The following is an 8796-nucleotide window of genomic DNA, read 5'->3' as shown; positions in this document are numbered from 1 at the left end:
TTTGAGCTTCAAATTCCATTTCTAATGATTTTATGGGATTACTATCTACAAATAAAACAGACCAATTTAACAAAGTAATTGCCCTATTATAATCATTGTTTATTAGCTTAAACGAGTTGTATGCTAATTGAAAATAGTGATTAGAGTCATTTTTTTTTGCCACATAATCATAGTAAGTAGCTAAACAAATATAGGCCAAACCTTTTTCGCGTTCATCTGGTTTTTCTTTTTCTAATTTTAAAGCTTCTTGAACAGTTTTTAATGTTTTTGGGTAGTCTTCTTGCAAACCATAGAGCGTAGAAAGTGCTCTATAATTCTGTTTAGTCAACGAATAAAATTTATTATTTTCGGATATTTCTAATGATTGATTAAAGTATTTTACAGCATTTGTATAATCAGCTTTATATAAATAGATTACTCCATAAAGTGTATAATTTGTTGCAATTTCTTTTTTGTTATTCAATTTCAAATTAATTTCAAGAGCTACTTTATTTAATTGCAAAGCGTTTTTAGTAAAAACATTTGTTCTTAATTTAGTTGTAATTGCATTAGCATAAAGTTGTTCTGACTTTGTTTTTTTTGCTAAAATCATTAATTTGTCACTGTATACTTTAGCAGAATCAGGATAAAAAAGTGCCAATTTTTCTGTTGTTTCTCTTAATTTTTCAAATTCTTTTTTTAATAAAATTGTTTTCTGTCCATAACTACTAAAAAATGAAAATATAAAAAACAGTATAATAATCTTTCTCATAATTTTATCTTTTTAATTAAGAATACTTGTAAAGGTTTCACATAAATATTGAATAATCCAACTATTAATTAAAAATTCACTCTTTTACGTGATAAACTTGGATTTTCATTATCAAAGCAGATAATAATTTAAATATCACACTTTTACGTTATAAAACAAAGGGCATTACTATCGAAATTTGTATCATTAATAACCCATTAAATATTTCGATTATGAGACTACATTTAAATTTTCCGTTATTATTTAATTTTGAAAATTCTATTCCAAAAGAAACAATTATTTGTTCATCATCAATAATTAAATCTCCAAAAAAATCATTTAGAAAAGCAATCAAAAAAATAAATAATTTTTTTATAAAATTATCTCCTCTTCATTGGTATGATGGTGTCTGGGATGATTTAGAGTATAAAATGTGATAAAATGAATTAAAAATCACTCTTTTAAGTGATACAATTAGAGCACATTTATATTCAATTTTGTAAATTAAATAGTTAAAATATGAAAACGCACTTCCTGTTTTTTATTGTTTTTATTTTATCACAGACAACTTATTCTCAAATAGGAATAAACACTACGCTACCAAGTGCCATGCTAGATGTTTCATCTGCTACAAATGGCGTATTATTTTCTAGAATTGCATTAACAGCAAACAATGTAACTGCGCCAGTTGTAAATCCACAAGGTGGTGCGTTACCAATTTCTACATTAATATATAATACAGCTACAGTTACAGGAGCAAATGGAGTTGTTCCTGGGTATTATTATTGGAATGGAATTTTATGGATACCTTTTTCAAATCCAATTTCAAATGATTGGAAAATAAATGGAAATGTATCTACAAATGATCCTACTATTCCGCTTACTTACGGAATATCAATTATTGGAGCTACTGAAAATTTTGTTGGCACAACTGATGCCAATGATGTAGTAGTTGGAACAAATACCATAGAAAGAATAAGAGTTAAACAAACTTCTGGCAATATTGGTATAGGAACTGCAAATCCACTTAATAAATTACATATAGAAACTTCAATACCAGCTGTAGCCACAGTTTTTTCAGAAAATACGTTTATTGGAAATAGCAACGGAATAGGTTTAGAAGGAAAGTCGATTAACAATCCTGCCTTTGGAATTGGCGGAAAATTTACTGGAAACGCTTACGGTATTCAAGCCATTAATAACGGATCAAGTGGAGCAACTACTTATGGTGGTGATTTTACATCTACAGGATTAGCATCAACAGGTAATCGCTATGGAATAAATGCAGAGGCTGATGGAGGATCTATAAATATTGGTGGTGCATTAATAGGATTTGGATCTACTGCTACTGAAAATTTTGGCGGTTTTTTTACAGCATTTAATGGTTTAAAAAATGTGGGTTCACAATCTCAAGCAAATGGTCCAGCCAATTCATTAAACGGTGGAGTTTTTGCAACTGCTGTCGGAGGAACTAATTCGACTAATTATGGAGGAAATTTCAATGCTCAAACTACAACTGCTGTAGGAACGATAAACTATGGAGGCTTTTTTGCAGCATCTGGAGGCAATAGAAATTATGGAATTGTAGTACCAAATGGTGGAGGAATAGTTGGTTTTGGAACTATTACACCAAACGCCATGTTAGATGTTTCAGCCGCTACAAACGGTGTTTTATTTCCCAGAATTGCATTAACAGCAAATAATATTGCTGCACCAGTTGTTAATCCTCAAGGTGGTGCATTGCCAACATCAACCCTTATTTATAATACCGCTACGATTGCTGGAATAAACGGAGTTGCACCCGGATATTATTATTGGAACGGAACATTATGGACACCAATTGGAGGATCGGTTTCTAATGATTGGAAATTAATAGGAAATACAACAACTATAGAACCGGCAGATCCAATTACTTATGGAACATCTACTATTGCTGCCAATGAAAATTTTATTGGAACAACCGATGCCAATGATATTGTTATTGGAACAAATAATGTTGAGCGATTTCGAGTAAAGAAAACTTCTGGAAATATTGGAATAGGAATATCAAATCCTGTAAATAAACTTCACATTACAACAACAAATGCTGGTTTTACAACCTCTTTATCTGAAAATACATTTATAGGAAATACAAGTGGTATTGGAATTATAGGTTCGTCTGTTAATAATCCTGGTTTTGGAATTGGCGGTCAGTTTTTTGGTGGTTCAGTTGGCCTCGAAAGTTTTGCTAATGCATCAACCTACTCTGGAACAGCCGTTGGAATTAGAGGTATTTCATCAGGAAATGGTGGTGCTTTTGCATATAGAGTTGGTGGAATTTTTGAAAGTTCTGGCACCAATGGAAATAACTATGGTGGGCAATTTTCAGCAAATGGCGGAACAAATAATTATGGTGCAAATTTTCAAACTTTTGGAGCAAGTACAAGAAATTATGGTGCCAATTTTTCAGCTTCTGGAGGTACAACAGGAAATTGGGCTGGTGTTTTTAATTCAACAGGTGGTGCAACAGCAACTGGAGCGGATTTTATTGCAAATAATGGAACTTCACAAACTACTGCTGGCTATTTTCAAGCTATTGGAGCATCTATTAATTATGGAACTCGAGCAATTGTATCTAACGGAGTTATAAATTATGGTGGTAGTTTTGTAACGAACGGAACTGCAACTTCGACTAATTATAGTGGTTATTTTGCTTCATTTGGAGGATTTAATAATCATGCAGGTTTATTTTTGGCAACAGGTGGAACTAATAATTATGCAATAATAGTTCCAAGTGGCGGTGGTGATGTAGGAATAGGAAATTCAACACCGTTATTCAGACTTCATGTTACCGATTCATCTACTAATAATGCTACAGCTTATGTAGAAAATAATACAAATTTTTCAGGAATTGGAGTAGAAGGAAGGGCTTCTGGTATTAATAATGGAATAGGCGGACGATTTACAGGAAGCGGAATAGGAGTTAGTGGAGTAGGAATATCGGTTCTAGGTGGAACTAGTCCAAAAGGAGGTGCTTTTTCTGCAACTACACTTGCAACAACTAATTACGGAATTACTGCCGATGCAAGTGGTGGTGTATCTTCAAATTATGCTGGATATTTTACAGCTACAGGAAATACAACTACCAATGTTGGTGGTTTTTTCTCGGCAACTGGTGCACCTTTTAATAATTATGCCATTATTGTTCCAGCAAACGAAGGTAGAGTAGGAATAGGAACTTCAGCTCCGGTAGATCAATTAGAAGTAGCAGGTGGTTTTGTGCGATCTACGGGTTATCGTTGCCGAACAGGAACTTTAGGTACTTATCCTGGAAATGTATATAATATTAATTGGACTGGAACAGCTGGGCAACTTTGGATAGACACATTTAATGTTGGAACGTTTCAATTCACTTCTGATAGACGATTAAAAGAAAATATTATTCCAATAAATAATACTGCTATATCTAGAGTAATGCTACTTAATCCGGTTAGTTTTAAATATAAAAATATTCCTGAAACTATTTTTACAGGAAGTGATGAAGTTATAGAAGGTTTTATTGCAGACGAATTGCAAGAAATAATTCCGAGTGCTGTAAATGGAGAAAAAGATGGATTGACTAAAGAAGGAAAAATCCAACCACAAACGCTTAATATGGCACCAGTTGTTTCAGTTTTAACCAAAGCAATTCAAGAACAACAATTAATGATAAAAGAATTACTACTAAAAAATTATCAATTAGAAACACGACTTAAAACACTTGAAAATAAATAAAACTATTTCAAACAGGTTTGAATTTTTGTTTTTATATTATTCATAGTCAGTTGTTTAATTTAAAAAAGTTTGTTTTTGTTTAAACAAAACTTTTTGGAGTATTTAAATTTGATATTTTTGATTTTACATATCAAGTTCCATGATTGGCATAAATCTATTTTTAATGGTAGTTTCAAACTCGCCAACTTTTTTAAATCCTAGTTTTAAATAAAAGTTTTCTGCGTTTGGATCTGCATGAAGTTGTACTTTTTTAGTTTCTGATTTTTCTAATTTATTTAGAAAATCATTCATTAAAAGTTTTCCAAATCCTTTTCCTATATGTTCTGGAAGAATAAATAAATTGTCTAGTTTTATGGTGTCTTTTTCTATATTGAAATAAGAATAATAACCAATAATTGTATCTTCGGTTATAAGTTTGAAGACATTATAGGTTTCAATATATTCTTTAGAAACGGTTAAAGAATCGTTCCATTTTAAAATTTGCTCGGCAGAATAACCCCAAAATGCTTTAGATTTTTTTGTTATACTAGTTAAAACTTCATCATCTTTACTTGTGGCTTTTACTATTTTCATTGTTAAAGATGATGAAATTTAAAAGTTTTAATTTTTACTTAAACATATCTTCCATACCAGGAATCATTGGCATATCCATTTTTGCTACAGCATCAAGTTCGGCTTTGTTTATGGCTTCTGCTTTTTCTATTGCTTTATTAATTACCAGAATTAAATAATCTTCAAGTTGCTCTTTATCTTCTAGCAGAGCATCATCAATTGCAATAGTTTTTAATTTATTATTGGCTGTAAAAGTTACTTTCAATAATCCATCAGAGCTTTGTTCGTCTATTAAAACGGTGTCTAATCTTTTTTTAGTTTCTTCAATTTTATTTTGAGTATCTCTTAGTTTACCCATCATTCCCATTAAGTCCATAGTTTTTTTTTTTTACAAATGTAACGAATTTCAATAGCAATGTCAATTGCAATCTCAAAAATCAATTTTAAAGTTTAATAATAAATTTGGAAAATCTAAACTCTAAATTTTTATTCCTAAAGCAATAAGTTTTTGTTAATTTCTATTGTATAATTATTTCTTAAAAACTAGTTATAAAAGCCAAGATGCTTTATTTTTGTTTAACTACAAAAGTATCACAATACGATTATGACTAAAGATTTACAACCGCCAATAGCAAATACTATTCCACACACCTCAGAAAAACACGGTCATACTAGAACGGATAATTATTATTGGTTAAACGATAGAGAAAACCCTGAAGTTATTGATTATCTGAATAAAGAGAACGACTTTTACAATCAATCGACAGCGCATACCAAAGATTTTCAGAAGGAATTGTTTGAAGAAATGAAAGCCAGAATAAAAGAAGATGATGAGTCTGTTCCTTATTTTTATAACGGATATTTCTATATTACTCGATTCGAAAAAGGTAAAGATTACCCAATTCATTCTCGCAAAAAAGGAAGTTTAGAATCCAATGAAGAAATTTTATTTGATTGCAACGAAATGGCTAAAGGTTTTAGTTATTTTCAACTTTCTGGAATTAGTATTTCTGAAGATAATAAATGGGTTTGTTTTGGAATAGATACCGTTTCTAGACGTCAATATACAATTCAAATTAAAAATTTAGAAACCAATGAAATTCTTCCTATAAAATTAGAAAACACTACTGGTGGATCAACTTGGGCAAGCGATAACAAGACTATTTTTTATTCTAGAAAAGACGAGACAACACTTCGTCCAGATAGAATTTTTAAGCATAAATTAGGATCAGATGCGTCAAATGATGAAGTAGTTTTTTATGAAAAAGACGAAACATTTGATATTTCTGTTTATAAATCTAAATCTAATAAATACATAATTATAACTTCTAATAGTACTTTAACAACTGAATATCAAACGCTTTTGTCTTCAACTCCTGATGAAAAATTTAAAGTATTTCAGAAACGAACACGTGAACTAGAATATTCTATTTCGCATTATGAAGATAGTTTTTACATCTTGACCAATAAAGATGATGCCACCAATTTCAAACTAATGAAAACACCAGAAGACAAAACTTCTAAAGAAAATTGGGTAGATTTAATTGCACATCGTAAAGAAGTTTTGCTAGAAGGAATTGATATTTTTAAAGATTTTCTAGTAGTTTCTGAACGAGAAAATGGCTTGAATAAAATTAGAATTATGCCTTGGAATGGAGTAGGAGAATACTATCTTCCATTTGATATTGAGACTTATACAGCAGAAACTACAACCAATATCGATTTTAATACAGATATTTTACGTTACGTTTATCAATCAATGGCAACACCAAGTTCTGTTATAGATTTTAATATGAATACCAAAGAAAAAGTAGTTTTAAAAGAGCAACAAGTACTTGGTGGAACATTTGATAAAAATAATTACACCGAAGAACGCATTTGGGCAACCGCAACTGATGGAACAAAAGTGCCAATTTCTATGGTTTACAGAAAAGGAATTGAATTAAATTCTGAAAATCCATTTTTGCTTTATGCTTATGGTTCGTATGGAATGAATATTGATCCTTATTTTTCAACCACAAGATTATCATTGCTTGACAGAGGATTTATTTATGCTATTGCGCACATTCGTGGTGGCGAAGATTTGGGAAGAGAATGGTATGAAAACGGAAAATTATTAAAAAAGAAAAATACGTTTACCGATTTTATTGATTGTTCTAAACACGTAATTGCTCAAAAATACACATCTGAAAAACATTTATATGCCGAAGGTGGTTCTGCTGGAGGATTATTAATGGGCGCAATTGCTAATATGAATCCAGAAATTTATAACGGAATTATTGCACAAGTTCCATTTGTAGATATTGTAACAACAATGCTAGACGAAACTATTCCTTTAACAACTGGCGAATACGACGAATGGGGAAATCCAAATGTTAAAAAATATTATAATTATATGTTGTCCTATTCACCTTATGATAATGTAGAGAAAAAGGATTATCCTAATATGTATATTTCTACAGGATTGCACGATTCTCAGGTACAATACTGGGAACCAGCGAAATGGATAGCTAAATTGAGAGTTTTTAAAACCGATAAAAATCAATTATTTTTAGATACAAATATGGAAGCTGGACATGGTGGCGCATCTGGAAGGTTTGAATCGTTGAAAGAAGTTGCTAAAGAATTCAGTTTTTTATTAGATTTAGAAAAAATAAGAAAATAGTAAAAGAAAAATTATTAAATTTGCAAAGTTTTGAAGTTTATAAAATCCGACTTTAAATGTTTGCCTTGACTAATTTATTTTATGAAAGAAGATATAAAAGCTTACAACAACGTTTTGGAATTAATAGGAAACACACCTCTTATTAAGTTAAATAGAATCACCGAAAAACTAGAAGGAAACTTTTATGCAAAGGTTGAAGCTTTTAATCCAGGACATTCCTCTAAAGATAGAATTGCATTATACATAATTGAAGAAGCTGAAAAAAAAGGAATTTTAACACCTGGTGATACTATTATTGAAACTACATCTGGAAACACTGGTTTTAGTTTAGCAATGGTTAGTATTATTAAAGGTTACAGTTGCATCTTGGCAGTAAGTTCTAAATCTTCAAAAGATAAAATTGATATGCTTCGTTCACTTGGAGCTAAAGTTTATGTTTGTCCTGCACACGTTTCTGCCGATGATGAACGTTCTTATTACAGTGTAGCCAAGCGTTTACACGAAGAAACGAAAGGTTCTGTTTATATTAATCAATATTTTAATCAGTTAAATATTGATGCACATTACTTAACAACTGGTCCAGAAATTTGGGAACAAACGGCTGGAAAAATTACACATTTAGTTGCTTGTAGCGGAACTGGAGGAACTATTTCTGGTGTTGCAAAATTCTTAAAAGAAAAAAATCCAAATATTAGAATTCTTGGAGTTGATGCTTTTGGTTCAGTATTAAAAAAGTACCATGAAACTAAAGAATTTGATGTAAACGAAATTTATCCTTATAGAATTGAAGGTTTAGGAAAGAATTTAATTCCAACTGCAACCGATTTTGATTCGATAGACCACTTTATGAAAGTTACTGACGAAGCAAGTGCGCACACAGCAAGAGAAATAGTTAGAACCGAAGGATTATTTGTAGGTTACACTTCTGGTGCAGTAATGCAAGCCATAAAACAATATGCTGAGGAAGGAGAATTTACAGCAAACAGTAATGTTGTAGGTATATTTCCAGATCATGGTTCGCGTTATATGAGTAAAGTTTTTAGCGATGAATGGATGAACGAACAAGGATTTTTTGATAGTGTTAATGCCGAAGAAG

Annotated in this window: 7 protein-coding genes; 4 read left to right on the top strand and 3 right to left on the bottom strand. The window is 30.9% G+C overall.

The annotated features are described in order from the left end of the window. Nucleotides 1–751 (bottom strand): tetratricopeptide repeat protein (locus tag ACH2BC_RS03850; RefSeq protein ID WP_395052666.1); only part of this gene is annotated, 751 nt, incomplete at its 3' end. A 212-nt stretch (nucleotides 752–963) separates the two neighbouring features. On the opposite strand from ACH2BC_RS03850, the gene ACH2BC_RS03845 reads away from it, so the two are divergent. Together ACH2BC_RS03845 and ACH2BC_RS03840 are read left to right on the top strand one after the other, a co-directional pair. Next, nucleotides 964–1167, top strand: a complete 204-nt coding sequence (locus tag ACH2BC_RS03845; RefSeq protein ID WP_395052665.1) for a hypothetical protein — start codon at nucleotides 964–966, stop codon at nucleotides 1165–1167. 82 nt (nucleotides 1168–1249) lie between these two features. After that, nucleotides 1250–4483: a beta strand repeat-containing protein gene (locus ACH2BC_RS03840; RefSeq protein WP_395052664.1), complete on the top strand. Its 3234-nt coding sequence runs from the start codon at nucleotides 1250–1252 to the stop codon at nucleotides 4481–4483. Between the two features lie 123 nt (nucleotides 4484–4606). Here the strand turns inward: ACH2BC_RS03840 and ACH2BC_RS03835 are convergent, their stop codons facing one another. Beyond that, nucleotides 4607–5056, bottom strand: a complete 450-nt coding sequence (locus ACH2BC_RS03835) for a GNAT family N-acetyltransferase (RefSeq protein ID WP_395052663.1) — start codon at nucleotides 5054–5056, stop codon at nucleotides 4607–4609. A gap of 34 nt (nucleotides 5057–5090) precedes the next feature. After that, on the bottom strand, nucleotides 5091–5411 hold the full coding sequence (locus ACH2BC_RS03830; protein ID WP_395052662.1) for a YbaB/EbfC family nucleoid-associated protein: 321 nt from the start codon (nucleotides 5409–5411) through the stop codon (nucleotides 5091–5093). A 228-nt stretch (nucleotides 5412–5639) separates the two neighbouring features. Here ACH2BC_RS03830 and ACH2BC_RS03825 point away from each other — a divergent pair, with 228 nt between their 5' ends. Then, on the top strand, nucleotides 5640–7700 hold the full coding sequence (locus ACH2BC_RS03825) for a S9 family peptidase (RefSeq protein ID WP_395052661.1): 2061 nt from the start codon (nucleotides 5640–5642) through the stop codon (nucleotides 7698–7700). Nucleotides 7701–7781: 81 nt separating this feature from the next. After that, nucleotides 7782–8796: PLP-dependent cysteine synthase family protein (locus tag ACH2BC_RS03820; protein WP_395052660.1), on the top strand; the 1015-nt coding region annotated here is incomplete at its 3' end.

This window comes from Flavobacterium sp., from assembly GCF_043760115.1.
Taxonomy (GTDB): Bacteria; Bacteroidota; Bacteroidia; order Flavobacteriales; family Flavobacteriaceae; genus Flavobacterium.
This window is presented reverse-complemented; position numbering and strand designations above follow the sequence as displayed.